Source organism: Gordonia sp. NPDC003504, assembly GCF_053587995.1.
The window spans coordinates 214,198-240,794 of the sequence record NZ_JBSFPC010000006.1 but is presented as its reverse complement, the minus strand read 5'-3'; the positions used below and the strand labels follow the sequence as shown (position 1 = coordinate 240,794).

The following is a 26,597-nucleotide window of genomic DNA, read 5'->3' as shown; positions in this document are numbered from 1 at the left end:
GCGCAGTCAGACGCCGGCGACATTCCACACGCAGGGAGTGGTTCCCGGTCGCAAGGTGATCAGGAACTCGCGAGTGGTCGTCGTCGGTTCACCGACGTAGTCGGAGATCGCCACCGTCATCGTCAGATCCAGCGGCACCTCCGTGTCGGTTCGGCGTGCGGTGTCGATGGTCGCCTCCGGCGTGCCCACCGGCTTCGTCGTCAGGTTGGGTGAGTTCGTGATGGCGTTCTCGGTGTCGGTGATGTTCGCCTGGAGCTGACCGCGCGCCGGCGACCCCTCGCACGTACGGGTCAGCGCGGCCCGCGGCTGAGACACATCACCGCCGGTGACCGTCGCGACGTCGACCGCAAACGTCCGGGCGAAGGCGACGTAGTCGGCATCGGACGGGCCGGCGTCACCCTGATCGCGGTGTGTCACCACCACCCAGACCGACCCCACGACGACGAGCACGACGGCCGCCCCGAGCGTCAGGCCGACGACGAATCCCAGTCGGCGTCGACGCGGCGACCCCGCCTGCGTGAAACCCGACTGCGTGGAGCCCTCGTGCGACGACCGCACTCCGGTTTGTTTCGCGGTCATGGCCACATTCTGCGCGACTCACCCTGGCCGCATGGGCGTATCGGCGACGACACGCTGGACCGAACCTCGTCAGTAGTCGGGGTAGCACTGATCGCGATACCGTGCGGGCCCCTCGTCGTCGCCGCGCGGATACGGCGGGGCACCCACATCGCCGTGCAGGGACGTCGAGATCTTGCGGCCGAGTCGCGAGAAGTCCTGCGCCACCGGCGACATCGGATAGAGAGTCGCGAACATGCCGAGCCAGTGGAAGATTCGACGCAGTTCCGCGGAGTTGAGAGGTCCCGGAACCCAGCCGTCGCGAGGCCAGGAGTCGCGTTCGAAGTTCTGCCACGGGTGGTCCCATCCGGTCGGTGGTGCGGTCGACACCAGACCGCGCACGATGACGTCGTTGCGGTCCGCGTCGGTTTCGTCGCGCCATCGACCGACGAGTGCGCAGTAGTCGGCGTACTCCTGTGGGGTCCAGGTGGTTGCGTGGAGGTCGTGCCATCCCGCACGTTTCAGGGCACGGGCGATCGGCGCCTCGAGCGGCTGACTCGGATGCGTCACCTCACCGGCACCCGCGAAGTAGAGGTACCAGGTGAATCCCGCGGGCCCGAAGCGGTCAATCTTGTTGCCGCCCTGGGATGGTCGCAGCATCTCGTACGCGGCGGCCGGATCCTCGCGGCCGCAGATCGCCGCGGTCTGCAGCAGTGCACCCAATCGTTGCCGGTCGACGCTGACGGCCGTGATGCGCTTCTTGGTGTCAGTGGTCTTGCGCCCGACGCAGAACGCGATGGTGTTCCACAGCAACGCGATGGCGTCGTCGGGGGAGTTCACCGCGGCGGCACCGAGGCGAAACAAGTCCTCTCGGCCGACCCAGTCACCACACATGACGTCGGCGAAGTTGCGTTCGACGAGTTCGGCTGTCCACCAGCGTCGGTCGATGTAGACCTTGTCGGCGAGAAGCTGTGCGGTGCGATCGGCCTCGGCGAGCCATGCGGTGAGGTCGGCGGGAACGGGAAGGGTTGTATGCGTCATGGTGGGTTGGACGCAGAAGGAGGCTCCACGGTTCCATCGAATTCAGCGGGTGTGGAGTGAGTGCGTCAGGTCCGAAGTCGAGCAGACACAACCGCTTTCCCTCGGTCGACGACGATCCCGGTGTTCCGACCTCGATATGAAGCATACCGCTGCGGAGCACTTCGAACTTCGAGGATCCGATCATCTCGGCGGGAATGAGGTGATCGCGTCCGTTCATGTCCACCCACTGAATGCCCTCGGCATTCAGGACGATGCGGGCGTCGGACTTCCAGGTCCGGTCCGCGGCCACGGTACCGGCGACCGCGCCATCGCCGGCGACAAGGCTCCCGGCGAGGGCAATGATCCGGTCACTCGCGTCAACGGACCTTTATCGCGAGTCCGAAGAGCAGGAGTCCGAACGCACGTACCCCGATCGCCGTCGACGCCGCGAAAGCGCCGTCAGTGAAGGAGCGAGCGCCGTCAACGCTGGTGCGGGTCGGTATCCGGCGCCGGGCCCCACGCTAGTCCACCGCTTCCGGCCATCGCCGGTAGTTCACCGTCGGGGTCGACGTCGTGCCGGGGCCGGGTGAACACACGATGATCGGGCGCGCCGTCGAGGACGCCGCCGGCCGGGTCGTCGAGGTCGTTACCCTCGTTGTCGCGCCGCATCAGGTCGTTCTCCGGGCGGTAGATCTGCCAGATGACGATGGCGCACAGGGCGATCACGAACAACGCCCGGATGATGATGATCGTGGTGAACCATTCCTGCGGCAACCACTTTCGCGACGGGTCGATGAACAGCGACATCCGCGGAATCCAGACGAGTGCGTCGACGGTCATCCATGCCAGCAGCAGCCGGGTGTGTGGAATGGCCAGCACCGCAAGGGGAACCAGCCACAGGGAGTACTGCGGACTCCACACCTTGTTGACGAGTAGGAAGCCCGCCACGATCAGGAACAACAGCTGCGCAACCCGCGGGCGGGTCGGCGCGGTCAGCGCCACCACCGCGACGCCGATGATGACCGCGATCATCAGCCCCAACGAGACGACGTTGAGGACGTCGACATTCCAGCGCACCCCGACCGCCTTGGCCGCCAGTCGCAGCAGCGTGTCGGAGTCGGCATTTCGGTCGGAGTTGAGCCGGAAGAATTCGTACCAGCCCTGCGGATACCGCAGGAGGATCGGCAGGTTCACCGCCAGCCAGGCTGCCAGCGCAGCGAGCGCGGCGGCACCGAAGTCGCGGAGTTTCCCGGTGCGCAGGCACAGCACGAACAACACCACCAGGGCGAGCACCGGATAGAACTTGGCCGCGGACCCCAGGCCGATGAATACGCCTGCCAGCCACGGTTTCCGGCGTGCCCAGCAGAGAATCGCGACGGCGAGGAACGCGGTGGCGATGGCGTCGAAGTTGGTGAAGGCGTGCACGATCACCAGCGGTGAGACGGCGGCGACCCAGGCCGCCCAGATCCGCGCTCGTGCGGTCAACGCGGTCGCCCAGATCGTCACCAGCCAGAACAGTGCCAAACCCAGTGCGGCGAGATCGAAATACAGCACCGCGGGCAGCGCTCCGGGAATGCCCCAGCTGTCCATGGCCTGCGACCACCGCAGCGCGATGCGGGAGACGCCGTACATGTACATCCCGGTGAGCACCGGATACTCCATGTACCGGGTGGTCTCGACGCCGTTCTCCGGTTCGGTCCACGACGTGCGGTACGGGAAAGTGGTGACGTCGTCGAGCTGTTCGGCCGGAAAGAGCTGCAGCACATCGGAGTAGCAGAGGTCGGTGAACAGCCGCTGATCGTCGTGGTCGAGGGTGAACGTCGCCGCGCCGGGCGCCGGATTCACCACCTGCTTCTGCTGCAGGCACCCGGCCTTACCGAACCAGCCCAACGCGAGCGTGCACAGGGCGAGCAGGAACAGCACGCGGATGGGCGTCCAGTTGCGGCTGCGCCCCACCGCGGCGTGCACGCCGAGCGGTCCGCCGACAACTCGGGACGCCTCGGCGACGACCGGATCCTGATGGCTCGGGATCAGCCGTCTGGTGTCGACCCGCAGGTCCTCGGCCAGCGGCGCCGGGCTCTCGTCCGGGCCGCCGTCGCCGTCATCGGGCCGACGCGAATCCGCGTCAGCCGCCGGACTCAGGGACCGCTCCTCCGTCGCCGCCACCAGTATCGCCCGTTCCGCCGTCGCCGGTGTCATCGCCACCGTTACCGGCGCCACCGCCAGTACCGGTGCCACCGCCATTACCGGTACCACCGCCGTTGTTGGTGCCGCCACCACCGCCGGGCACCGGAATGGTGATGCCGGGGGCAACCGTCAGGTTGCCATCCTGACCGGCACCGGGGAGTCGCGGGATCGACGGCTGCTGCGCACGCGACGTCGGATACTCGGTGCTGTAGGTCGTTGGCGGCGGCTCGTACGGGACACCCGCCTGCCCGCCGACCGCGGCCGGCTCCGGGAACTGCTCGATGGGGTCGCCTGCGAGGGCGTTGTCCATCGTCTTCTTCCAGATCTGCGCGGGCAGACCACTGCCGTACACCGGTGAGCCGCCGTAGTTCACCAGCGCGGTGCCGCGGTCGGTACCAACCCACACCGCGGTGGACAGCTGCGGGGTGTAGCCAACCATCCAGGCGTCCTTGTTCTGGCCGGTGTCACCGAGCTGCGCGGTGCCGGTCTTGGCCGCCGACGGTCGCGAGCCGAGCTCGCCGTCGTAGAGCGAGTTGCCGTTGGAGTAGGCCGCGATCGGTTCGAGTGCCGCGGTCACGTTGTCGGCGACCTTGGCCGGGAACACCCGCTTGCCGGCGTCGGGCTGACGCTCGTAGAGCACCTCGCCGCTGGAGGTCTCGACCTTCTGCACGAAGTGCGGCGCTCGGTAGATACCCGACGCGGCCAGGGTCGCGTAGGCCGAGGCCATGTCGATGACGCGGGACGGATACTGCCCGAGCACCACACCACCCTCGACGCTGCCGTTGGCCTCCTGCAGGGTCTTGGCCGTGTCACCGAACGATTCGGCCACACCGGCGGCGTGCGCGGCGTCAGCGACATCCTGCGCCTTGTGATCGAGATCCATCATCAGGCGGTAGTAGACGGTGTTCAGCGACATCTTCATCGCGGTCGCCAGGTTGCACGATCCGCAGCTCTCACCGTCGGAGTTCTCGACGGTGATGTCGGTGTTCGGAATCGAATACGGGGCACTCGAGTACACCTTGGACAGCGGAACGCCCTGTTCGAGAGCCGCAACCAACGCGAACACCTTGAACGACGATCCGGTCTGCAGGCCGGCCTGGGCGTAGTCCCAGCCCTGCGCGTCGTCGCCGCCGTAGTAGCCCTGCACACCGCCGGTCTTCGGGTCAATCGACACCACGGCACTGCGGATCTGTTTGGGCTCACCGTTGAGGACGCCGTTCTCACACGGGTAGATGTTGTTCGCCCGACACGCCGCCTGCACGGCGGCGTTCTGCACCTGCGGGTCGATCGTCGTGGTGATCTTGAGTCCCTCGGTACTCACCTGCTGCTCGGAGATCCCGAGGTCGGCGAGCTCGGCGAGCACCTGACGTTTGATCAGGCCGTTGGGGCCAGTGGTCTCGCCGGTGGCCGCAGGCGCCGCCGACACCTTCGGATACACCATGGCGGCACGGTCGGCCTGGGTCAGCGCACCGGTCTGCACCATCCCATCGAGGACGTAGTTCCAGCGGCCCACCGCCGCGTCCTCGTTCACTGCCGGGTCGTAATAGGAGGGCGAACGGATCGCCGCGGCCAGCACGGCCGATTCGGCGGGTGTGAGGTTCTTGACGTCCTTGCGGAAGTAGGCCTGTGACGCCGCGGCCACACCGTAGGCACCGCGACCGAAGTAGATGGTGTTGAGGTAGGCGGCCATGATGTCGTCCTTGGACCACTCGCTCGACATCTTGGTGGCGATCACCAGCTCGCGCAGCTTGCGCTCATAGCTGTGTTCGTCGCCGACCAGCGCGTTCTTGACGTACTGCTGGGTGATGGTCGATCCGCCGCCGGCGAGATCGTTGTCGGTGACGCGACCCCACACGGCGCGCGAGAGTCCTCGGACGGAGAAGCCGTCGTTGGTGCGGAACTCGCGATCCTCGGCCGCGATGACCGCTTCCTGCAGCGACTTCGGGATGTCGTTGATGCCGACGTCGGTGCGGTTGCCCTCCGGCGGCACGATCCTGGCCAGTTCTTTGCCCTTGGCGTTGACGATGGTCGCCACCTGGTTCTGCTTGATGTCACCGGGGCTCGGCACGGTCGCCGTTGCGTAGGCGATGAGGAAACCGACCACGGCGATCAGCGCGACCGTCGGCACGATCAGGCCGATAGCGCCGACCACCCAGGCGACGATCCGCTGACGGGAGCGGGTCGTGTCACCCTTCTTGTCGGGGCGGGTGCGTCGCGACGTCGTCGTCTCGCGTGACTCGCTCATCACCGGTCCTCCCACTGAACCGCATCCATCATCGGCTCAACGTTCCTCACACTACTTGTCGGCATTTTTCACCGCTGTCCACTCTGACTCATCTCCGCTGCCCTGCCAAAAGCGTCATCGGCGCACGACAGCGTCATCGGCGCACGACATGGCGCATCGCCGACGAAGATACTGGGTTCGTCGGCGACAAGTATTACTTGGCGACCCTGCGACGACGCTGAGAGCGCGGGGGCAGACCGGCAACGTAGGACTGGACCAGATGGTTCCAACTGCAGGTGCGGCACACCTCGACGACGTGCACGGAGAACTCCTCGGCGCTGGCGTCGAGGCGGGCGATCTCCTCGGCCGAGCGTGCCGATCCCGAGACCTGACCCAGCCGCTCACCGAAGACCCAGGAGACCAACGTCACCTGCTCTTTGCGACAGATCGGGCACAGCGTCGGAGTGGTGCGCCCGTGGAATTTGGCCGCCCGCAACAGATAGGGACTGGCGTCGCAGACCTCGGACACCGCGACGCGCCCGGAATGCACCGCAGACAGCCGTGATCGCCGCTGGAGGGCGTAGTCGACGATCTGGCGCTGCACGTGAACCAGGGTACGTGGTCCACCCGGACGACGTTGTCGTGACCGTCTCGGTCCTCCGTCCACTCGGTGTGCACCAACTCGACACTTTTTATATCGGTGCGATACATTGGGAAATGCATCGACACGAGGTGTTGATGCATCAGTGTCGTCGATACACGGAGCGAAGGGAGGCGTCGGTGCTCGAACTGGCGATCCTCGGTCTCCTCATCGAATCCCCGATGCACGGCTATGAGCTGCGCAAACGTCTCACCGGGCTGCTCGGCGCGTTTCGCGCGTTCTCCTACGGCTCGCTGTATCCGACGCTTCGGCGCATGCAAGCCGACGGCCTCATCGACGAGGCCAGTGCACCGTCGGGGACCAAGGTGCGTCGCGGACGCCGCGTCTATCAGCTCACCGACGCCGGACGAGTCCGGTTCAACGAACTGGTCGCCGACACCGGGCCGCAGAACTACACCGACGACGGTTTCGGTGTGCACCTCGCATTCTTCAGCCGTACCCCGGCCGTGGCGCGGATGCGCATCCTCGAGGGCCGTCGCCGGCAGGTCGAGGAACGCCGCGAGGGACTGCGCGAGCTCGTCGGACGTGCCACCGGCAGCGCCGACCGCTACACCCGGCAGATGCACGAGCTCAGCCTCGAATCCAGCGAGCGCGAGGTGCGCTGGCTCAATGAGCTCATCGCCGCCGAGGCATCCGAGGCGCAGCCGCGTACCGCCGAGCCACAGTCGAACCCCGCCGAATCGCAGCCGGGCGAGTCGGCCACCCCCACAGATTTCCCGCACGCCACGTCGTCGACGACCGGTGAGCAGGGTCAGGAAGAAACCGAGCACGATCAGCTCGGCCGAACCCCCGTGTCACAGCCCAGCGCTGCGACCCGACAAGAAAGAGGAGAACCCGACCATGGGTGAGCCCAATAAGGTGCGCGTGGCCATTGTGGGCGTAGGAAACTGCGCTTCATCCCTGGTCCAGGGCGTGCAGTACTACAAGGATGCCGACGAGAACTCGACCGTCCCCGGTCTGATGCACGTCACGTTCGGCCCTTACCACGTGCGTGACGTGGAGTTCGTCGCCGCATTCGACGTCGACGCCAAGAAGGTCGGCTTCGACCTGTCCGACGCGATCTTCGCCAGCGAGAACAACACCATCAAGATCGCCGACGTGCCGCCGACCGGCGTCACGGTGCAGCGCGGCCACACCCTCGACGGCCTCGGCAAGTACTACCGCGAGACCATCACCGAGGCCGACGGCGACGGTGTCGACGTCGTGCAGATCCTCAAGGACGCCGAGGTCGACGTCCTGGTCAGCTACCTCCCGGTGGGTTCGGATCAGGCCGACAAGTTCTACGCCCAGTGCGCCATCGATGCGAAGGTCGCCTTCGTCAACGCCCTGCCGGTGTTCATCGCCTCCGACCCCGAGTGGGCCGAGAAGTTCCGCGCGGCCGGTGTGCCGATCGTCGGCGACGACATCAAGAGCCAGGTCGGCGCGACCATCACCCACCGGGTGATGGCCAAGCTGTTCGAGGACCGCGGCGTCGCCCTCGACCGCACCTACCAGCTCAACGTCGGCGGCAACATGGACTTCAAGAACATGCTCGAGCGTGAGCGTCTGGAGTCCAAGAAGGTCTCCAAGACCCAGGCCGTCACCTCCAACCTGACCGGCTCGCTCGCCGGCAAGGTCGAGGACAAGAACGTCCACATCGGACCGTCGGATCACGTCGAGTGGCTCGACGACCGCAAGTGGGCCTACGTCCGCCTCGAGGGTCGCGCCTTCGGCGACGTTCCGCTCAACCTGGAGTACAAGCTCGAGGTGTGGGACTCCCCCAACTCGGCCGGCATCATCATCGACGCCGTGCGCGCGGCCAAGATCGCCAAGGACCGCGGCCTCGGTGGCCCGATCCTGCCGGCCTCGGCCTACCTGATGAAGAGCCCGCCGGAGCAGATCGCCGACGACATCGCGCGTCAGCAGCTCGAGGCCTTCATCATCGGAGCCGACGCCTGACGAACTGACAGCCGATTCGGTTGTCCGCGAAACATGATTGTCGCCCGCGAGTGAGATGTCACTCGCGGGCGACAGTCGTTTCCGGCCCTCACACCCGCAGTGCACGATTGACTCCGCCGGTGAAGTGGGGGCGACGTGGCAGCGGGCTTCGGCCACGAACTCGTCGAGGCAGCGCGTACCCGCACGTTGTATGAGGACGAGCCCCGTCCCCGGGGATGGAATCGAGACCCACCCGCAGGTCGAGCCGGGCGAAGTGATCGCGAAGCCCGAGTCGAGACCCGGCGAGGTAACGCTGGACATCACGTACGAGCCGGCGAACAGAGGTCCCCACACAGCCGTTCGGCCGGATGACGTGGCCGGCGCCGATGTCGGTGGGCCTCGGTAGGCTCGCACTGTTTCTGATGCGTTCGGGTTCTGATGGGTCGGGAGGAGTGGTCGTGGCGATGCGCTGGGGTCGATCGCGACCGAAGGAGGTGGTCGCCGAGTTCGCCGACGCCGCCCGCGCCGCGATCGCCGCCAATGGCGTCAGCACCCGTGATGCGTCGCTACCCGATCGGGTCGCCCGCTACGTCATCGACGGGGACGACATCGGGGTGATCGCGGCCATCCGTGCCGCCCACCGTGGGGGTTGGTCGTCCGACTGGAAGCCGTCTCAACGCGAGCCCCGACGCACGATGTACCGACTCCTCGACTCGGTACCTCCGGAGGTCGGGCTGCGCTGGGCACATGTCCTCACCGCGTTCGGGCACTGGGGGCTGACCTTGGCGCCGATCGCCGGCAGTGACTGGGCCGAGCTGCTGATCGATGACATCGGCAAGTGCTTCCGGTGGGGAGCCTTACAGGATCGCGAGCCACTCCCGTGCACCTACGCCGGAATCGAGGCGATCATCCTCGCCGGCGGTGGTCGTCGCGGGGAGCTGCTGGTCGCGATGTTCTCCTACAGCCCGCTGACCCCACCCGTCGGGAACACCTTCGGCAGTTTCACCGTCACACCGATCTCCCGCGCGTATGCGGGCCTGTTCTCCGGCGCCCGTTCCATCGTGTGCGCAATGAGTGACTACCGGCCGGCCGTGGCCGCCCATGCAAGCGAATTGGCCGATCTGGCACTGCATCCGGGCAAGGGCGGACCCACCATCATCGAACTCCTCGAGGCCCTCGACGACGACGGCCTGCGCCCGTTCGCGCCGGCCATTGCGGAGTTCCTGACCGGCACCAACACCACCCTCGCCCTCTCCGCCGAGAAGTTGGCCGGGCGGTGCCCGCCGACGGAACTGACTGCCGCGCTGCAGGACCGCGCGGTCGAGGGTGCGGGTGGGCAGCAGCTCCGCGCACTGCGCGCCCTGTGGAAGCTGAGGTCCCGAGATGTCGAGTCGACACAGGATTCGCGTTCGTGGGCAATGGATTTCGTCACCACCGCAACGTCGGCGGCCGCGAAGGCACTGGCCCGGGAATGGGCGGATCTGCCGGCCGACGGTCCGTCGCCGGGGTCAACCGCGTCGGCACCGGGGCCGCGAACCGGCACACCCGGGGCGTGGCAGATCGAGATGACGCCGGCACTGCACACCGCGTTGCTGAGGTTCCAATCCGACATCAACGTCGAGGTCGACGCGAAGATCCGCGAGTACGAGGCCAGTGAGTACCCGAAGGTCCGGGCCGTCGCGTCACGATACCGGCACTTCAGCGACCACGACCTCCGAGCCCTCATCGCGACGCTCACCACGGCGGTTCCGCCGTCACCGAAGGACACACCGCGCGACGTCCGGAAGCAGCGAGCACCAACGGGGCTGGGCATGCTCGACACGCGAGCCATCATCAACCTCAGCGGTACAGCCGGACTCACCGCCGAGGCCATGCTGACCGTGTTGTCCTTCGTCGACTCCCTGCGGTATCCGGCCGGGGACCGGACGCTGACCTGGGAGACCGTCAACTCGTTGCACACCATCGCCGAACGATCCTGGGGCGGAGACCATCCCGGCCTCACCCTGACCCGGATTCGCGAACTTCTCGATCAGTTGGGCCTGGCCGGCAAGGATCTCGTCTTCGACGCATACTCGGGCTTCGCGCGTGGCCTTCCCGATGCGGCGCTGACCGACTTCGTCGAGTCGAACCTGTCGCGCTTCGCCGGGTTGCTCAACGACCCGCCGAGCTACTACACCGACGACAGCAAGCCCTACCTCGCACTGGCCACTCTGCCGGCGCTACCCGCCGATGTGGCCGACACGATGTATCGAGTGGCGCTGGGCACCAGTTCCCGCAATCGCGAACTGGCCCAGGACACCTTGGCCGATGACCCGCAACGTACGGCCCGCCTCAACACCGCGCTCCGGGCAAGCGATGCCGACACCCGCGCGATCGCCGCGGCCTGGTTGGGCCGCAGTGGAACCCGCGACGACATCGCCGAGCTGGAGTCGGCGTATGAGGTCGAGAAGACCGAGCGGGTGTCCCAGGCTCAACTCGATGCCCTTGCCGCACTGGGTAATCCACCCTCCACCTACCTGAACCGCGACACCCTCACCGCGGCCGCGTCCAAGGGGATGCGCAAGGGACCGGCGCCGCTGATCGCCTGGATCGACTGGGACACACTGCCACCCGTGCGGTGGGCGGGCACCGACGAGGGGGTCGACCTCTCCATCCTGCAGTGGCTGCTGGGTTCCGCGGCCAAGCTCAAGTCACCCGAACCCACGGTGGCGATCCGCTACTACTGCGCCCTCCTCGACGGCGACGACGCCGAGCGATTCGGTGATCACCTGCTGAACGTGTGGATCGACGTCGACCATCAGGGCGGCTCTGGCGGACAGTCCGTCTCGGCGGTCAAATGCAAAGGGCTGCTGGCCATCTGCGCCGCCACGTGCCACGGTAATGCCGCACCGATCGCCGAGCAGGAGATCCGCGGACGCTACGGGTACGCCGCGTCGCAGTGCCGGTCGCTGCTCGGAATGCTGGCCTGGATCGACCAACCCAACGCCATACAACTGGTCCTGTCCATCGCGACCAAGTTCCGTACCAAGGGAATTCAGGACGAGGCCCGCAAACAGGTCGACGCGCTGGCCGCCCGGCGTGGCTGGACGCGCGCGGAGTTGGCGGATCGGACGGTACCCGACGCGGGATTCGGCGGCGATGGCACCCTGGTGCTCGACTACGGCCCGCGCCAGTTCAGCGCCCGCATCGGCGACGACCTCAAGCTCTACCTCTCCGGCCCGGACGGCAAGCCGATCAAGGCACTTCCCGCTCCTCGAGTCACCGACGACGCTGCCCGGGTCGCGGAGGCCAAACGTCTCCTGAGTGGGGCCCGCAAGGCGGTCAAGACCCTCGTTCCCCAACAGGTTGCCCGTCTCGAGGAGGCGATGTACGCCGAGCGGTCCTGGCCGGTGGACGATTGGGAACGCTACCTGCATCGGCACCCCGTCGTCGCCATCCTGTGCCGACGTCTGGTGTGGGCCGAACTCACCGTCGACGGAACCCTCCGGCAGTCGTTCCGCCCACTCGACGACGGGACACTCACAGACTCCGACGACGACGAGGTGACACTGGACCAGGAGTCGCACGTCACGGTGGTTCGCCCGGGGCTCCTCGACGGGGCACTCACCGAAGCCTGGCGCACGCACCTGTCCGACTACGAGGTGACTTCCCTGTTCGACCAACTCGGCGAACGCTACGAGCCCGCCGCCGATCACGAGTCGGCGCAGGCGCTGACGGCGTTCGAAGGTCATCTCCTCGAGGCCTTCACCCTGCGGTCGATGGCCCGCAAACTCGGCTACACCCGCGGCGAGACCGGTGACGGCGGCGTCTTCTTCGATTACGTCAAGACCTACCCGTCACTGGGACTTGTTGCGGTGCTGGGCTTCTCCGGAAGTCAACTCCCCGAGGAGAACACCACCGTCGCACTCACCGAGATGACCTACCGCAGTGTCGAGGATGGTTACCCGGTGCCGCTGCGCGACGTGCCGGTCCTGCTGCTCGGGGCCGGCCATCGTGACCTCGCCGCGACCGCCGCGGCAGGCCCGGGTTTCGACCCGAACTGGCGAACGAAGGTGAACTACGCATGAGCACGTCGCCGCAGGGCACCTCGTCGGTGGTACGGGCACCGGCCGAGGAAGTCTACGCCGAACAACTCGCCCGGCTCGCCGAGAACGACGCGCACCCCCGCCCGGCCGGATGGACACTCTCACCGAAGGCCGTGCGGGACTTCATCATCGGCAATCCCCGGCTGGAGATTGCACCCAAGTTCCTCGGCGACAACGCCCTCGTCGAACGATGCATCGTCACCCTGATGAGCAATCGGGCGCTGCTACTGGTCGGTGAGCCCGGAACGGCGAAATCAATGCTGTCGGAACTCCTGTCGGCCGCGATCAGCGGGACGTCGGGCCTGGTGGTGCAGGGCAGCACCGGCACCACCGAAGACAAGATGCTGTACTCCTGGAATTACGCGCTCCTGCTGGCCGAAGGGCCCTCGCGACAGGCATTGGTGCCCGGGCCGCTCTACAGTGCGATGGCGTCCGGCGCGATATGCCGCTTCGAGGAGGTCACCCGGGTGCAGCCGGAGATCTCCGACTCGCTGATCGGTGTGTTGTCGGAGAAGGTGATTCACGTTCCCGAGCTCGACAACGACGAGGGGCACCTGCTGGCGCACCACGGCTTCAACGTGATCGCCACCGCCAATCTGCGTGACCGCGGTGTGCACGAGATGTCCAGCGCACTCAAACGACGCTTCAATTTCGAGACGGTGCAACCCATCCGGGACCGCGAGGTGGCGGCGCAACTCATCATCGCGCAGACCGCCGGACTCCTCGACGCAGCCGGCGTCGACACCCGCCTCACCCCGGACGTGGTGGGTCTGCTGGTCGAAGTCTTCGACGATCTCCGATCCGGCCGGACCGCCGACGGTGTGACCGTCGAGAAACCCGCCGCGGTGATGTCTGCGGCCGAGGCGGTGGCCGTCGGCTATTCGGCGGCGCTGGATGCCCACTATTTCGGTGACGGCACCGTGGGCGGCGAGCATGTCGCACGGCAACTCATCGGCACCGTCCTCAAGGACAATGCGGACGACGCCTCGAAACTCGATCAGTACTTCGACGTCGTGGTGCGTGGCCGGGCGAAGAAACAGATGGCGTGGTCGGCGGCGCTGGCCGCGCACCGAGAGTTCCGGCGCTGACGGCCTCGGGACATGCCACCGACATCCGTCGACGCGGCCGCGGTTCACCACACCGCGGCACGATTGCTCAGCCCCGAGGTGGTGATCCTGCCGGTCCGGCACCACTCACCTGCCTGTGCGCTGCAGGTGCGCCGTGCCATCGAAACCCTCGGTCCCGCCGCCGTTCTGGTGGAAGGACCACGCAGCTTCACCTCCCTGATTCCCGCACTGACCAGCACGCACGCACACGCACCACTCGCGGTGTACACCTACCTCGACCCGACGGGCCGCGCGCCCGACGCCCCACGTCTGGGCGCCTACTACCCGTTCTGCGACTTCTCCCCCGAGCTGGTCGCGCTGCGTGAGGCGTCGCGGCGCGGCATTCCGGCGCGGTTCATCGACCTCGAACTCGGGGAGCAACACGCCGTCAACCGAGCCGACGAGGAGGTGATTCTCCTCGACGAACACCACTTCCGGCTCAGCGACGGACTGACCCGACTCGCCATCGACCTCGGCTGCGTCGACGAGGAGGACCTGTGGGAGAACCTCTTCGAAAGCGACGCGCACACCACGAGCCTCACCGATCACCTCTCGAGGCTCACCGCGTACTGCCTGCTCGCCCGCGCCGACGCCACCCCCGGCCGGCTGCGCGCCGACGGCACCGCTGCACGTGAGGCCGAAATGACCTGGCATGTGCGGCAGACGATCTCCGAGTTCTCCGGAGAGGGTCCGGTTCTGGTGGTGGTCGGCGGATTCCATGCGGTGGCGCTTCCGGATCTGCTCGCCGACCCACCACCGCGGCCGTCGATCACCGCACCGGCCGCGCAGGCGGCGCTCATCCGATTCTCCTTCGACCGCGTCGACCGCATCAACGGGTACGCCGCCGGAATGACCGCCCCGGCCTGGCAGCAACGCGTCTGGGATCAGCTGGCCGCGGCGGCACCACCCGCCGACCCGCGGGCCACCGCCGCCCGGGCCGCACTCCTCGACATCGCCGACGAACTCGACCGCCTCGGCCGATGCCCCGCTCAGCCGTCGGTGACCGACGCCTACACCCACACCCTCGGTCTGACATCGCTGCGCGACCATGCCGGGCCGTTGCGCTCGGACCTGCTGGATGCGGTGCGTGCCACCCTGATCAAGGGTGACGTGGACGTCGAGGGATCGGTTGTCCTCGACGCCGCCCGGAAGGCATTGTCCGGCAATCGGATCGGTGCTCTTCCGCCCGGGGTGGCCGCGCCGCCGTTGGTGACCGACACCCTCGAACGTCTGCGCCGCGCGCGCCTCGCGGTCGATCAGCCCGGCGAGTCGACGGTGTCGCTGTCGGTGTATCGCACGCCGTCGCACCGCGTCGCCAGCCGACTCCTACACGGACTCACCGAACTCGACGTGCCGTTCGCGAGGTGGATCGGTGGACCGGACTTCGTCGCCGGCACCGACCTGCACCTGATCACCGAGCAGTGGCGCTATCGGTGGTCGCCGGGCACCGAGGCCGCGCTGGTGGAGGCGTCGCGTTTCGGCAGTACCCTGCCCGACGCGGTCGCCGCCTGCTTCGATGCCCATCTCGTCGCCCTCACTGCGGCCGGGCGGCGTCATGATTCGGCGACGAGCGCCGGGTTCCTGATGCGGGCGTGCCGACTCGGCCTCGCCGACCGGGCGCGCCGCGTGCTCAGCGTGGTCGCCGACGACCTGGCCGCCGATCCCTCGTTCTGTGGAGTGATCGCCGCGGCCACCAGCCTGGCCATGCTGCGGCAGGCCCGCGAACCGCTCGGCGCCGAGAACCTCGCCGGTCTCGGCGAGCTGCTGCAGACCGCCATCCGACGCGCCCTCTACTTGGGACGGCTGATCCCTGCCGAACCCGCGACCGACGTCGTCGCGGCACTGGTCGCGCTGCGTGAACTGGTCACCGGGCCCGAAACAGATGGCGCCGCGGCTGCCGATCTGTTCACCGAGGTCATCGCCGCCCTCGCCGAGGTGCACACCGATGCCCACATCCGGGGCGGTGCGGTCGGATTGTGTTACGGGGCAGATCTATTGGATGGTCCGGCCGTGGCCGGAGTGCTCCGCGGAACACTGGCGGGCACGCTCGCCCCGGATGCCGCAGTGGCGTTCGTCGCCGGGCTGCTCAGCACGGCTCGCGAAACACTCTGGCAGGAACCGGAGCTCGTCGATGTGCTCGGCGACGTCGTCACCTCATGGCCGGAGGATGAGTTCATCACCAGGCTCCCCGCCCTGCGGTTGGCGTTCGCCGAGCTGACACCACGGGAGACCGATCAGGTGGCGCAGGTGGTCGCACAACGTCTGGGCGTCGCCGACCTGGGGCCGCTCGACCGGGGCGAGTTCGGCGCCGGGGAGATGGCGGCGAACCTGGCGGCCTCGCGTCTCGCCGCGGATCTGCTGATCGCCGACGGTCTCGGTGCGTGGGTCGGTCATCCGGGAGCGCCACGATGAACGAACTCGACCGATGGCGCCTGATACTCGGCCGATATGCCGAGGAACAACTCGACTCGCCCACCGAAGGGTCGATCGCGGCGCGGCGGGCGGCCGCACTCGACGAGCTCTACAGCCGGGCGTATCGCGGTCGAGGGGTTCGGCTCGACGACGGCACCGACGGCGCCATCGGCCCCGGTACCGGCGATCCGTCGGACCCTCGCCTGGTCGAGTGGCTCGGCGAGGTCCGCGATCTGTTCGGTACCGAGGTCTCCGAGGTGATCGTCGAGCACGCCCTCGAGCGTTTCGGGCTGACCGGCATTCTCGCCGACCCGGTGGTGATGGAGTCGCTGCCGGCGAGTACAGATCTCCTGAAACTGCTTCTGGTGCTGCGTCGTTCGCTTCCCTCCGCGGTCGATTCGCAACTACGGCGGATCGTCGCGGAGGTCGTCACCGACATCCGCCGGCGCCTGGAGCCGGAGATCCGTCGAGTCCTCGCCGGTACGCAGCGATCCTTCGGGCATTCGCCGCTGCCGGTGGCTGCCAACTTCGACCTCGCCGGGACGGTGCGACGCAACTTGGCGCATTACGATCCGACGTCGCGCCGGCTGGTGGTCGAGGAGCTACTGTTCTTCGACCGCAAGAGCAAGCAGGTCCCGTGGGATGTCATCGTGTGCGTCGATCAGAGCGGCAGCATGGCCGAGTCGATGATCCACAGCGCGGTGATGACCGCGATCCTCGCCGGACTGCCGACCCTGCGGCTGCGGCTCGTCGTCTTCGACACCTCGGTGGTCGATCTCAGCGATCACGTCGACGACCCGATCACCACCCTGATGTCGGTACAACTCGGCGGTGGCACCGATATCGGTGCGGCACTGCGGTATTGCCGGACCCTTGTCACCAACCCGCACCGCACCGTGCTGGTGCTCGTCAGCGACTTCTGCGAGGGCGGTTCGCCCACGGAGCTCTACCGGGTGACCGCGGGCCTGGCCGGCGACGGGGTGCGCCTGCTCGGGCTCGCCTCGTTGGCCGGGGCCGACGCCACCACGCCGTTCTATGACCGGGCGATCGCGGCGCGGCTCGCCGAACACGGCATGCACATCGCGGCGCTGACCCCGCGGCGGTTGGCCGACTGGCTGCTGGCGGCCACGTCGTGAACCAGCTGATCGGCATCTACCGCCGCATCGATGACGCCATGTGGACTTCCGTCGCGAATGCGGGCCTGCTGCGCCGCGCCCGCAAGGACCTCGCCACCCTCCACCCGGAGATCGTCGACGAGACCGATGACGCGCTCACCGTGGCGCTCGACGCCGTGCGGGTGACGCTCGATGCCGGTGGTCCGGCGACCGCGGTGTGCGATTGCCCGTCCACCGGGGTGTGCCGCCACATCATCGCCGCCGGATTGTGGTTGGCCGCGCTGGAACCGGACACGCCCGACAGTGCTGGTGTGGCAACGGAATTGGCGGCGTTCGACCGGGAGTACCTGCTGCGGCATGCGGGCCGTGCCGGTTATCGGTGGGCCCGTGATCACGTGGTCACCCTCGATGCCGACCACGTGATCACGCTCGACGATGGGTCGATGCAGCTGACATTACCGGGTGTGATCCTGCGGTTTCCGGGTGGTGAGCTGACCGCGATGACCGCCGAACCGCCGGTCGACGATCTGCCGCGGTGGCAGGTGTGCGCGGTCCTCAGTTATCAGCGGTCGGTGGGTGTGTCGGTGGGTGATCCGGGTCCGCTGGAGCCGACACCCGCCGAATGTCGTCGCGCCGCGGAGCATCGGCAGATGTATGACCGGGTGCGCCGGCTCTTGTGCGACATCGTTTCCGCCGGGACCGCGCACATGTCGGCGGCCACCGTTGAGCGCTGTGACGCCGCGGCCATCACCGCGCAGACCCAGGATCACTTCCGGCTGGCGGCATCGCTGCGCAGGCTCGCGGCGGGGGGCCGCGCCATCCTCGACCGCACCGCGCGGGCCGGCGACGAATCGCTGTTCGCGGAATTGGCGTGGTGTCTGACGCTGGTGTCGGCACTGGCGGCCGCACCGTCGCCGCCGGAACGCCTGCTCGGTAGCGGCCGCACCGGGTACCGCGAGGTCGGGACGCTGGAACTGATCGGGCTCGGCGCGTATCCGTGGCGTGCGGACTCCGGCTATCTCGGACTGACCGCGGTGTTCTGGTGCGTCACCCGATCGGCCTTCCTCACCTACACCGACACCCGCCCCGCCACCATCGACACGTTCGACCCGCGCGCGCAGTATCGGCGTCACGATCCGGTGTGGACGGGCCTGTCGTCGGTGTCCGCGGCGACCGGGGCGCGGGTCCTGTTGTCGGAGGCCAAGATCAACGAGCAGGGACGACTGTCACGGTCGGCGGAGTCGCATGCCGTGGTGACGACGCTGGATCACCGCGACATCGTGGCATCGCTGCCGGTCATCGACGAGTGGACCGCGGTGGCCGGCGCGGGACGCGGACACGCACTGCTCGACCCGCCGGAATCGAATGGCGACTGGGTGGTGCTGTCGCCGGGTGCCGCGGGGCTGGGACGCTTCGACCCGTTCGGTCAGGTGCTCACTCGTCCCGTGTTCGACGCAGCCGACCGCTCGCTGGATTTGCGTCTGACCTACGACGAGGTCACCGGCCATGCCGTCGCCCGGTTGGATGCCGATACCCGATTGCCGGCAGGCGGATTGATCGTCGGGCGGAGAAGTGCGGTGGGTGCCGGCGCGGACTCGACGTCGACGGTGATGCCGGTGAGCGTCATCGATGCCGACGCCACTCGCACGAATCCGGTTGACGCGCTCCACTTCGACCCGGCGTCGACAGACCCGTCGGGTGAAGCGCTTCCGGCGGCACCGACCACGCGGCCGGCGCCTCGCACCGCGACAACGGCGCTGCTCGACACGTTCGCGGGCCGGCTCATCGGCACCATGGAACGCGGGACCGGCGGCCGGGGCGCTCGCGAACTCGACGATCTCGACGTCTGGCATCAGCGACTCGACCGAGCCGGTTTCGGCGTGTTTCACGTGAAGCAATCCGATGAGGTGGACGGTGTCGGCGGGGAGGAGCGGCTGCTGCGGTCGTATGCGGTGCTGTTGCAGGTGCTGCGATCGCGGACGACATGACGTCAGTCGTGGCGACGCCCATGCCCGTCAGCCAGCTTCGCCTGCAACCACTCCGGCTGAAGCTTCACATCGCGCGGATACTTCTTCGCATCCGTCACGTACGCGATCGGATCAACCGGAGCTGCCCACTGTGGCTCATCGTCGTAGTTGAATTCCCCGTCGATACCTCCGGACGGATCGACCCGCAGTACCGCGGAGAACCACGTCCCCAGCCCCGGCTGATACATCGCGTCACGCATCGCGGTGAGGGTGTCATCGTCGAAACCGCCACTGGGGGCGATGTTCTCCGAACGCCCATTGCCCCAGTTGACTCGGGCATGGATCTCCTGGAGTGCCACCAAACTCACTCACCCAGACGATCAGGAAAGAGGCACCCTCGGGAATCTCTGCCGCCGCCATGCGCCCGGACGCAACCTGCGCCCTCTGCAGCGCAAGAAATGAACCACCGTCGACCCCCATCTCGGAGCCCCCTTTACGTACTCGCCGAACTCGCAGCGCTCTCATCGGCACGCACCCGATCGATGGCGATGACCAACGAGATGATCATCGGCTCGAGGGCATCGTCGAAGACGTCGACTTCATAGGTGTCGGCCCACGACAGGAGTTTGCGGTGGATGCGTGCCACCTGTTGCCCGCCGCGCTGCACCGTGAAGTCCATGTCCCACCAGTCGCCGGATACCTGCAGTTCGGCGCCGTCGATGGAGTAGCGGGGCTTGAAGAAGCTGAACTCCTTACGGATGGTCGCGACCACCATGCCGCCCATCTCGACGGTGAACCGCGGCAGGAAGCTGAACACCGTCTTGGTGATGTCGGCCACCGGCGCGCCGGCGACGTCGGTGACCGCGAAGGTCTTCGGAATCTTCATGAAGCTGCCCTCGACGAAGTAGCGGGGCTGCTGCCTCTCGTCGAACACGGTGAACTTGCCGCCCACCGAGAAGATTTTCTGTTTGATGAAGAGTGTGGACATCATTGCCTCCCGGGAGTCCTGACCCACCTTAGGGAACGCCTGGCGTCCCCCACCCCCGCTCGTCATTCAGATACAGCTCGATCAGACGATCATTGACGCCGTCGATGTCGAGCGCATCGGGACCACCATCGATCAGCAGCATCGGCACGTACGACGACCGCTCACCCCACACGGTCTCGAGAACCACGCGGTACCGCTCCACCTCGCCGTCGTAGCGATGGGTGTAGGCGATGACGGCATCGCCGACACTACGCATCATGCTGACGCTCATCAGATCGGCAGCGAAGCCGCCTCGTTGCGCGAGGCCGATCAGGCCGTCCGGTGCGGAGTCGAGCGGCGTAAGGAACTGGCCGTCCCCGTCGATGAACTCGTACTCGCCGATCGCAGGGCGACCGAACAGGGCCTGGATGACAGCTGCCAGACCGGTGAGTCGCATCCAGTCCGGAACCTCCAACCGGCGCCACTGACGTGGCGACCCGTCCGGCCAGAGGAGTTCGATGCCGAGTGTCAGGGTCAGTTCGTCGTCGTAACCGTCGTCATCGTCAAACAGGTCATCGTCATCGTCGAACAGCCCGCCGTCATCGTCGTAGCAGTCATCCACATCGGATATCTCGATGCCACGACCGGCCATCTCACCGGTCGAGGCGACACCCGGCGACTCCGCCATGGACACGACCGGGACGACCCGCCGATCCGACCGCGCGGTCCCGCTCTTGCCCCCGACCTTTCCCCGGCGCTTGGCCTTGCGCCGATCACGCCGTGCCTTCTTGTCCTGCGATCTGATCCCCATGACCGAGACCATAGAACCCGACACCGACAATTCGGGCGCGGCGAATCCGGGCACCGGTACGTCGGCGACGTCGGGCACAATCGGCGACGATGACCGACCCGTTCCGCCCACCGCCACCACAAATCCCGATTCCGCCGCCCGATGCCGCCGGCGGCAGTCCGCGGCGATCGCCGATCTGGCCGTGGCTTGCCGGCGGCGCTGCATTCGTGCTGGTCGCGATCATCGTTCTCGCGGTCGTGCTCGTCGGAACCTCGGGCACGCCGGACTCGGAGACCGCCGCGAATCCCTCGGCCAGCGGTGCGGCCACGACGCCGTCGACGACGAGTTCTGCACAGTCCGGGTCGTCTCCACAGCCCGAGTCGTCCACGCCTCCGTCGTCCGCTCCGCTGTCGCGTACGGCCTCGCCGCAACTCGTCACCGCCTGGACCCAACTGCAGACACTGCCGGTGAAGGGCCGAGCGCCCAAGACCGGCTACAGCCGCGAGCAGTTCGGACAGTCCTGGACCGACGACGTCAACGTCGACGACGGACACAACGGATGCGACACCCGAAACGACATCCTGCGCCGCGACCTCGACGACGTCGTCCTCAAACCCGGCACGAACGGATGCGTCGTCGCGTCGGGAACCCTGCACGACCCGTATACCGGTACGTCCGTCCCATTCATCCGGGGCACCACGACGTCGTCGGAGGTGCAGATCGACCACGTCGTCGCGCTCGCCGACGCGTGGCAGAAGGGCGCCCAGCAGCTGACCCCCGAACGCCGGGCCGACTTCGCGAACGACCCGCGGAACCTGCAGGCCACCATCGGCCGGGTCAACCAACAGAAAAGTGCCGGCGACGCCGCGACCTGGCTACCGCCCGACACCGCCTACCGATGCACGTACGCCGCGCGGCAGATCGAGGTCAAGGCCGCCTACGACCTATGGGTGACCGCCGCCGAACGTGATGCGCTGGAACGCATCCTCCGCGGGTGCGGCGTCGGGGACTGACGAGGCGGCGACTCCCACTTCCTCGTCCGTGGACTCACCCTGGCATCCTGCCCACCGGCCTCGGGGCCTACCCGGCGTCAAGAACGACCGTCATCGGGAATGGTGATCGCACCGTCACCTCGCCGCTGGCCTGGTCACCGACATATCCCTCGGGCCCCAACCTCAGAACGGTGAAGGTGATCGGGGCATCAAGGTCGATGATCCAGTAGTGGGCGATACCAGCGTCGGCATACTCACTGCGCTTCATCACGTGATCGGTGCGCCGCGAGCCCGGCGAGACGACCTCAACGGCCAACACCACCTGATCACCAGTGATCATCGAGTCATCGGCATCGGTACGCCGGACAATCACATCAGGAATCCTCACTGTCGCCGGCGTGGCCGCGTCGATAACCACCTCGACCTCTTGCAACGCTTCGAAGCCTTCAGGAAGCTGCGCGGCCAACTGCTGCCACACTTGAGACGCGGCGCGGGAATGTGCCGGGGTGGGACGCGGAGAAACGATCGCCAGGCCTTCCTGAAGCTCGACTCGCTGCTCGGGCGCCTCCGGCAGCCCACGCCACTGCTCCAGCGACATCAGCTGGGGATACGCGGCAGCGGTCATGACCACGATTCTAGGGCGTGTCTCCCATTGTTTCTGCGAGGGATTGGCGGAATCGATTGGTCTCTGGCAAGGCGGAGGAGGGAGCAATAGCGGAGCTATTGTGACCGACGACAACGCAGCCAGGGGGCAATCGAGCCGCCAAGACCCGCAAAGGGCAATGGGAGACACGCCCCCAGAGTCCGGTCGCGGCGCGCGGCGGCTCTTTGAGCCCCATCACCTATCGACCCTGTCGAGGCCGCCGGTGAACACGCTGTCGGTGAACACGATCCGGCCCGGTGGCGCGCCGATCCACTCACCGCAGCCGAGCGTGATGCGCTCGAACGCATCCTCCGCGGGTGTGGCGTCGGGGACTGACGAGGCGCTCGACTCTCAGTCGTCCCTGCCCCGTCGCCGGCCATACCCGCAGGCCACCAACCTCGGTAGCCCATTCAAAGGAAAAGTTGCGGCGGCCTGAGCACATTGTCGGTGTTGTGTGACAGCATTCGTGCTGTGTCGACTCCCCCCAATCCGTTCGGGCCCCCTCCCGGCGGTCCGGGCGCGCCGCCCCCCAGTGGCCGCGGTGCCGCGCCGCTCGGCGGTCCGTCACCCTACGGCGGGCAGGCCCCGGCCGGCGGTGGTCAGTCCCCCTTCGGTCCCGCTGCCGGCGGTGGTGGTCTCCCCGGGGGAGCGCCGATCACCCCGTCGACACCGTCGTCGACCGCGCCGGCCGGCCCACCGACGGTTCTACTGATCGTCGCGGGTGTGATCGCCGCCGTCGGCATCGTGGTCGGCGCGGTCTTCTGGGGCAACTGGATCGCCGGTATCGGCTGGCTGTTGGCCGGCCCGGTCGCGATCGGCGTCGTCGCCGTCTTCATCGCCAAGGACACCGCTCGCCGCGCCGAACCGATCTACCTGCGCCCCGGCTGGATCACCGCCGCCTACGCCGTGGTGATGGTGCTCGTCGCGGCCGGCGTCATCGTCGGCGCACTCGGATTCGCATTCTGGATGGGTCGCCGGTGAACGCAACTACCTCAATCGCGGCCATCGGCCGTCGCCGTCTCTGCGCTGTCCCGATCGTCGTGCTGGTGGCCTGGCTGCTGACCTCGATGTTCGCACCGTCATCGGCGAATGCGGCCCCCACCGACGACGCCAACGCCGGCGTCAACCGCTTCGGTTCGTGTCTCGCCGCGCAACATTCCGGCCAGGTGCTGCTGCTGATCGACGAGTCGCGCAGTCTGCAGCAGACCGATCCGCAGGCCGCCCGCGTCACCGCCGCGAAATACCTCACCGAACAACTGGCCGACTTCGCGACGTCGACCGACGCGAACCTCGACATCGCCGTATCCGGATTCTCCGACAGCTATCACAACTACCTCGGCTGGACGAAGCTGCAGGGCTCGTCCGTCGGCACCGTCAACTCGGCCATCGACCAGTTGGGCAACGCGAACAACGGTCAGGACACCGACTACTGGCTCGCCCTCGACGGTGCCCGGCAGACCCTCGCGCAGAAGCGTCCCGCCGACGCGAACGTGCAAGGCTGCCAGATGATCGCCTGGTTCACCGACGGTGAGCTCGACTTCACCTCGCGGTCCGGCGTCACCAAGCCCTACGCGCCGGGACAGTCGCTGGACACCGACGCCGACCGCACCGCGATGATCGCATCGGCCCAGCAGAGCATCTGCCGCTCCGGCGGCCTCGCCGATCAGCTCCGGTCCTCGGGCATCGTCACGATCGCGATCGGGCTGTCGGCCAACGAGGGACAGCAACCGAACTTCGACCTGCTGAAGTCGATCGCCACCGGTGAACCCACCTCGACCGGACCCTGCGGCGACATCCGCGAACCGGTGCCCGGTGATTTCTATCCCGCGTCCAACATCGACGACCTGCTGTTCGCCTTCGACAACCTGTCCACGCCCGGTCAGCCACCGCTCACCCAGGAGACCGGCGCGTGTGTGGTGCGGGTCTGTGAACAGGCAAAACACCGCTTCGTCCTCGACAGTGCGGTCGGCTCGGTGAGCATCCTCGCCGCCGCCGACCGGTCGGGTCTGGTGCCGGTGCTGATCGCGCCGAACGGCAGCGAGATCCGCATGCAGCCGTCGTCGCCGAACAGCGTCACGCAGGGCGGGGTGAAGATCGACTACCGGTTCCCGTCCGACAAGTCGGTGTCGATTCAGCTGTCGAACTCGTCGGCACAACTGTGGACCGGCGTGTGGGCACTGGTCTTCCTCGCCGACAGCGACGAGGCCGCCCGCACCCGCTCGAGCATCCACATCACCGGTGACCTGCGCCCGGTGTGGACCGGCGAGGACACCACCACCCTGCACTCCGGTGACACCGACATCCCGATGTCCTTCGCCATCCAGAACACCGCCGGCAATCCCGTCGACGCCGCCGACCTGCCCGGCACCGCCGCTCTGACGACGACACTGGTCACCGCATCGGGCAAGGAGATCCCGATCGCGGCCAACGTCGGCAAGGACAAGATCACCGCACCTCAGCGCCTGAACCTCGACGATGTCAACCCCGGGCGGGCCACCCTGCGGATGACCCTGGCCGTCACCACCGCGTCGGCGCGGGACTCCACCGGACGCACCGTGCCCGGCACCGAACTGTCCCCGTCGACGGTCGACCTCCCAGTGGTCATCAGCCCGCCGGTCGGCTACCCGACCATCGCCGGCCGCGTCGACTTCGGCACCATCACCGGGGCCGGCAGCGGCACCGCGGCACTGTCGATCACCGGACCCGGATGCGTGTGGCTCAACACCTCCCAGCCGCCGAAGTTCCTGGCCACCCCGGACGACGCCGGCACCCTCACCGTGGGCGCGAACGCGTCCGCGCAGGACGCATGCGTGAAGGTCGACGAGGGCCAGACCGGCAACCTGGATCTCACCCTGACCGCGCCGAACGCCGTCAACGGCACCGCCAACGGCGCCGTGATCGTGATGGTCGCCCCCAAGGACGGCTCGGGTGAACCGCTCCCGGTGGAGGTGCCGTTCACGGTGGCACTGCAGAAGCCGTTGAACACCACCAACTTCATCGTCACGCTCGTCATCGCCCTCATTCTCGGGCCGCTGATCCCGCTGCTGCTGCTCTATCTGGCCAAGTGGTTCACCGCGCGGATCCCCGGACATGCGTTGCGCGCCGAGCAGTTCCGCATCCGCCTCAACGGCACCACCGTGGTCCGGGAGAACGGGGCCCCGTTCGCGGTCGGCGACACCGACTTCGTGCGACTCGTCCCCGGACTCGACGGACCGGCCCGCCGGATCGACCTCGGTGGCGTGGTGCTGCGCACCCGGATCGGCAGGTCGCCGTTCGGCGCCGGATTCGTCACCGCGTTCGCACCCGGGATGGCCGGCGCCGCAGGCAAGGCCGCCCAGTGGTGGGGCAAGACGCCGGACGCGAGACTTCCTCTCGCCATCCACAATTCGTGGTTCATCCTGCACGATCCGCGGGGTCCGGAGCAATCGGCGACCCTCGTCATGCTCGTCGGCGGGGACGCCGACCGCAGTCGCATCGATCAGCTGGTCCGTGAGGTCAACGAGTCGGTGCCGACGGTGCTGCCGCGCCTGCGGGCCAAGGCACTCGAACGACTCGGCGACGACGCACCGCCACCGAGTTCGGGTCCCGACGTCAACCCGTTCGGCGGTGGCGGAACTCCCCCGGGCGGCGGACCCACCCAGGGGAACCCATTCGGCGCGTCGGGCGGTGCACAGCCGCCGGGGCAGGGTTACGCCCCACCGACTCAGGCCGGGCCGGGTTATGCCCCACCGACACAGGCCGCGCCGCGACCGCCGGGCCAGGCATATCCGGGGCAGGGACATCCGGGGCAGGGACATCCGGCACCGAACAATCCCTTCGGTCCCGGCTCGGCGGGCCCACCGCAACAGGGACCGTCGGGTCCATTCGGACCGGGCTCGTCCGGAACCGGCCGCCCCGGCAACCCGTTCCAACCCTGACCCTTCTCCCCGACACGTTGTCCCTGACCACTGTCGCCT

Annotated in this window: 19 protein-coding genes; 10 read left to right on the top strand and 9 right to left on the bottom strand. The window is 67.6% G+C overall.

What is annotated here, in order from left to right:
• Positions 1-6: 6 nt before the first annotated feature.
• From ACWDPV_RS13965 to ACWDPV_RS13945, 5 genes are all read right to left on the bottom strand, one after another.
• The gene (locus ACWDPV_RS13965; RefSeq protein ID WP_348806951.1) at positions 7-579 is read right to left on the bottom strand and encodes a hypothetical protein; all 573 of its coding nucleotides are present in this window, start codon (positions 577-579) and stop codon (positions 7-9) included.
• 69 nt (positions 580-648) lie between these two features.
• The gene (locus ACWDPV_RS13960; RefSeq protein WP_449743455.1) at positions 649-1,596 is read right to left on the bottom strand and encodes an 8-oxoguanine DNA glycosylase OGG fold protein; all 948 of its coding nucleotides are present in this window, start codon (positions 1,594-1,596) and stop codon (positions 649-651) included.
• 459 nt (positions 1,597-2,055) lie between these two features.
• Positions 2,056-3,774, bottom strand: coding sequence for a glycosyltransferase family 87 protein (locus ACWDPV_RS13955; RefSeq protein ID WP_449743454.1), 1,719 nt, complete (start codon positions 3,772-3,774; stop codon positions 2,056-2,058).
• A complete protein-coding gene (locus ACWDPV_RS13950) occupies positions 3,701-6,007 on the bottom strand; it encodes a transglycosylase domain-containing protein (RefSeq protein WP_449743453.1) in 2,307 nt (768 codons plus the stop codon). Before ACWDPV_RS13950 ends, ACWDPV_RS13955 begins: the two co-directional genes overlap by 74 nt.
• A 193-nt stretch (positions 6,008-6,200) precedes the next feature.
• Positions 6,201-6,590, bottom strand: coding sequence for a DUF5318 family protein (locus ACWDPV_RS13945; protein WP_449743452.1), 390 nt, complete (start codon positions 6,588-6,590; stop codon positions 6,201-6,203).
• A 176-nt stretch (positions 6,591-6,766) separates the two neighbouring features.
• Between ACWDPV_RS13945 and ACWDPV_RS13940 the strand changes: the two genes are divergently transcribed.
• From ACWDPV_RS13940 to ACWDPV_RS13910, 7 genes are all read left to right on the top strand, one after another.
• Entirely contained in the window at positions 6,767-7,495 is a 729-nt protein-coding gene (locus tag ACWDPV_RS13940; protein ID WP_449743451.1) for a PadR family transcriptional regulator, read from the top strand.
• A complete protein-coding gene (locus tag ACWDPV_RS13935; RefSeq protein WP_348806945.1) occupies positions 7,488-8,585 on the top strand; it encodes an inositol-3-phosphate synthase in 1,098 nt (365 codons plus the stop codon). Before ACWDPV_RS13940 ends, ACWDPV_RS13935 begins: the two co-directional genes overlap by 8 nt.
• 443 nt (positions 8,586-9,028) lie before the next feature.
• The gene (locus ACWDPV_RS13930; RefSeq protein WP_449743482.1) at positions 9,029-12,631 is read left to right on the top strand and encodes a DUF4132 domain-containing protein; all 3,603 of its coding nucleotides are present in this window, start codon (positions 9,029-9,031) and stop codon (positions 12,629-12,631) included.
• Positions 12,628-13,737 (top strand): ATP-binding protein, encoded by a 1,110-nt coding sequence (locus ACWDPV_RS13925; RefSeq protein ID WP_449743450.1) that lies wholly within the window; start codon positions 12,628-12,630, stop codon positions 13,735-13,737. The genes ACWDPV_RS13930 and ACWDPV_RS13925 overlap by 4 nt, the downstream gene beginning before the upstream one ends.
• A gap of 12 nt (positions 13,738-13,749) precedes the next feature.
• Complete coding sequence (locus ACWDPV_RS13920; RefSeq protein ID WP_449743449.1) at positions 13,750-16,167, top strand: DUF5682 family protein; 2,418 nt, start codon at positions 13,750-13,752, stop codon at positions 16,165-16,167.
• Complete coding sequence (locus ACWDPV_RS13915; RefSeq protein ID WP_449743448.1) at positions 16,164-17,303, top strand: VWA domain-containing protein; 1,140 nt, start codon at positions 16,164-16,166, stop codon at positions 17,301-17,303. Before ACWDPV_RS13920 ends, ACWDPV_RS13915 begins: the two co-directional genes overlap by 4 nt.
• Complete coding sequence (locus ACWDPV_RS13910) at positions 17,300-19,270, top strand: hypothetical protein (RefSeq protein ID WP_449743447.1); 1,971 nt, start codon at positions 17,300-17,302, stop codon at positions 19,268-19,270. Before ACWDPV_RS13915 ends, ACWDPV_RS13910 begins: the two co-directional genes overlap by 4 nt.
• Before the next feature lie 2 nt (positions 19,271-19,272).
• Here ACWDPV_RS13910 and ACWDPV_RS13905 read toward each other — a convergent pair whose 3' ends face one another.
• The 3 genes from ACWDPV_RS13905 to ACWDPV_RS13895 form a co-directional block, all read right to left on the bottom strand.
• A complete protein-coding gene (locus tag ACWDPV_RS13905) occupies positions 19,273-19,617 on the bottom strand; it encodes a hypothetical protein (protein ID WP_449743446.1) in 345 nt (114 codons plus the stop codon).
• A 125-nt stretch (positions 19,618-19,742) separates the two neighbouring features.
• Entirely contained in the window at positions 19,743-20,240 is a 498-nt protein-coding gene (locus ACWDPV_RS13900; protein ID WP_348806935.1) for an LURP-one-related/scramblase family protein, read from the bottom strand.
• Between the two features lie 25 nt (positions 20,241-20,265).
• Positions 20,266-21,105: a hypothetical protein gene (locus tag ACWDPV_RS13895; protein ID WP_348806934.1), complete on the bottom strand. Its 840-nt coding sequence runs from the start codon at positions 21,103-21,105 to the stop codon at positions 20,266-20,268.
• A gap of 11 nt (positions 21,106-21,116) precedes the next feature.
• Here ACWDPV_RS13895 and ACWDPV_RS13890 point away from each other — a divergent pair, with 11 nt between their 5' ends.
• Positions 21,117-22,019 carry an HNH endonuclease family protein gene (locus ACWDPV_RS13890; protein ID WP_348806933.1) on the top strand — a complete coding sequence of 301 codons (903 nt, stop codon included), beginning with the start codon at positions 21,117-21,119 and terminating at the stop codon, positions 22,017-22,019.
• 67 nt (positions 22,020-22,086) lie between these two features.
• On the opposite strand, the gene ACWDPV_RS13885 is transcribed toward ACWDPV_RS13890, so the two are convergent.
• A complete protein-coding gene (locus tag ACWDPV_RS13885; protein WP_449743445.1) occupies positions 22,087-22,623 on the bottom strand; it encodes a Uma2 family endonuclease in 537 nt (178 codons plus the stop codon).
• Between the two features lie 489 nt (positions 22,624-23,112).
• Here ACWDPV_RS13885 and ACWDPV_RS13880 point away from each other — a divergent pair, with 489 nt between their 5' ends.
• Positions 23,113-23,622, top strand: coding sequence for a hypothetical protein (locus tag ACWDPV_RS13880; RefSeq protein ID WP_449743444.1), 510 nt, complete (start codon positions 23,113-23,115; stop codon positions 23,620-23,622).
• Positions 23,619-26,558 carry a VWA domain-containing protein gene (locus tag ACWDPV_RS13875; RefSeq protein WP_449743443.1) on the top strand — a complete coding sequence of 980 codons (2,940 nt, stop codon included), beginning with the start codon at positions 23,619-23,621 and terminating at the stop codon, positions 26,556-26,558. Before ACWDPV_RS13880 ends, ACWDPV_RS13875 begins: the two co-directional genes overlap by 4 nt.
• Positions 26,559-26,597: the final 39 nt, after the last annotated feature.

Excerpts from the sequence above, each read along its gene's own strand:
- ACWDPV_RS13920 (WP_449743449.1), top strand. The coding sequence starts at position 13,750 with ATGCCACCGACATCCGTCGACGCGGCCGCGGTTCACCACACCGCGGCA.
- ACWDPV_RS13925 (WP_449743450.1), top strand. The coding sequence starts at position 12,628 with ATGAGCACGTCGCCGCAGGGCACCTCGTCGGTGGTACGGGCACCGGCC.
- ACWDPV_RS13915 (WP_449743448.1), top strand. The coding sequence starts at position 16,164 with ATGAACGAACTCGACCGATGGCGCCTGATACTCGGCCGATATGCCGAG.
- ACWDPV_RS13885 (WP_449743445.1), bottom strand. The coding sequence starts at position 22,623 with ATGACCGCTGCCGCGTATCCCCAGCTGATGTCGCTGGAGCAGTGGCGT.
- ACWDPV_RS13950 (WP_449743453.1), bottom strand. The coding sequence starts at position 6,007 with ATGAGCGAGTCACGCGAGACGACGACGTCGCGACGCACCCGCCCCGAC.
- ACWDPV_RS13960 (WP_449743455.1), bottom strand. The coding sequence starts at position 1,596 with ATGACGCATACAACCCTTCCCGTTCCCGCCGACCTCACCGCATGGCTC.
- ACWDPV_RS13935 (WP_348806945.1), top strand. The coding sequence starts at position 7,488 with ATGGGTGAGCCCAATAAGGTGCGCGTGGCCATTGTGGGCGTAGGAAAC.
- ACWDPV_RS13890 (WP_348806933.1), top strand. The coding sequence starts at position 21,117 with ATGACCGACCCGTTCCGCCCACCGCCACCACAAATCCCGATTCCGCCG.
- ACWDPV_RS13930 (WP_449743482.1), top strand. The coding sequence starts at position 9,029 with ATGCGCTGGGGTCGATCGCGACCGAAGGAGGTGGTCGCCGAGTTCGCC.
- ACWDPV_RS13900 (WP_348806935.1), bottom strand. The coding sequence starts at position 20,240 with ATGATGTCCACACTCTTCATCAAACAGAAAATCTTCTCGGTGGGCGGC.
- ACWDPV_RS13955 (WP_449743454.1), bottom strand. The coding sequence starts at position 3,774 with ATGACACCGGCGACGGCGGAACGGGCGATACTGGTGGCGGCGACGGAG.
- ACWDPV_RS13965 (WP_348806951.1), bottom strand. The coding sequence starts at position 579 with ATGACCGCGAAACAAACCGGAGTGCGGTCGTCGCACGAGGGCTCCACG.